Raw genomic sequence first — 835 nt, 5'->3', positions numbered from 1 at the left:
GATCTTGCTGACAAGATAGTAGCAGCATTCGGGAGCACGATTCCGAATTGGATCGTTTCTTCACGGGGCTCAGATGTAATTTTTACAGCCGAGTTTCCGGCAGAGAATAACATAAAAGCTATGGCGAGACTTTCGGGATTAAATACAGGAATTGGCATGCCGGATAGTACAATAACGACCGTAGGAGCTCCATACCCTACTGGCGAAGCACAAGTGGCTACCTTAGTGATAGATTCAGGGGCTACAGCTGCCGGAACGATTACTGCTACATTTACAGACGGTAGCACAACCATTCTTAAAGATATTGAATTAATAGGTACAGAAACTGCTGCCGAAGTAGCAACGAAGATAGCTTGGGCATTTAACACGTCTTTAGTTGATTGGAACGCTACGTCAAATGATAGAAATGTTATATTTACAGCCCGAGCACCTTCGGCTAACAATCCTAAACTATCCGTGGCAATCGTGGAAGCGACAACAGGTATTGGATTGGTATCAAGCTCGATTACTACACCAGGATCGGAGACCTTTGCAGGAGTAAAGCAAGCTATAAGTTTAAAAATTGATTCTGGCCCCAGCGCGCCAGGGATTATTAGAGTTGTATTTCGAGACGGTACGAATGAAGTTTCCAAACGTTTAAGATTGTCAGGAACAGAGACATTAAATGGACTGGCTGAGAAAATTGGTTCTGCATTTGAGAATTCGATGGCCGGGTGGAATGTCACCACGATGGATCATAATGTCATTTTTACAGCAAGTACGCCAGAAGATAACAATTCTAATGTAAGTATAGTTGTCTATCAGGAGTAAATGAATAAACAAAAAAACCATGTCA

Annotated in this window: 1 protein-coding gene; it reads left to right on the top strand. The window is 42.5% G+C overall.

Annotation, left to right across the window (positions count from 1 at the left end; all coding sequences use genetic code 11):
- The coding region (locus tag CXK86_RS32390; RefSeq protein WP_180361910.1) for a hypothetical protein at positions 1-810 on the top strand (810 nt) is incomplete at its 5' end.
- Positions 811-835: the final 25 nt, after the last annotated feature.

Source organism: Paenibacillus sp. BGI2013, from assembly GCF_002843485.1.
Classification (GTDB): Bacteria; Bacillota; Bacilli; order Paenibacillales; family Paenibacillaceae; genus Paenibacillus; species Paenibacillus amylolyticus.
This window is presented reverse-complemented; position numbering and strand designations above follow the sequence as displayed.